Below are 248 nucleotides of genomic sequence, written 5' to 3'. Positions count from 1 at the left end.
GGCGCAGCGGACGGGACTCGAACCCGCGACCCCCGGCGTGACAGGCCGGTATTCTAACCGACTGAACTACCGCTGCGTATCGCTCGGACTTGCGTCCGTTTGAATCTTTAAAACCGTTGATCGAGAAGCTTCGGTGCTTTTCAATCGCAAGCCAGGCTAACCTGACTTGTACAAATATGGCGCAGCGGACGGGACTCGAACCCGCGACCCCCGGCGTGACAGGCCGGTATTCTAACCGACTGAACTAC

At 58.5% G+C, this 248-nt stretch carries 1 tRNA gene; it reads right to left on the bottom strand.

The window, feature by feature from the left end:
- Positions 1-2: 2 nt before the first annotated feature.
- Positions 3-76: transfer RNA gene (locus GHO41_RS29665), tRNA-Asp, on the bottom strand.
- Positions 77-248: the final 172 nt, after the last annotated feature.

The sequence above is a fragment of the Pseudomonas sp. FSL R10-0399 genome (genome assembly GCF_009600165.1).
Lineage (GTDB): Bacteria > Pseudomonadota > Gammaproteobacteria > Pseudomonadales > Pseudomonadaceae > Aquipseudomonas > Aquipseudomonas helleri.
The sequence above is the reverse complement of the archived record's forward strand: the minus strand, read 5'-3'. Positions and strand labels throughout refer to the sequence as shown.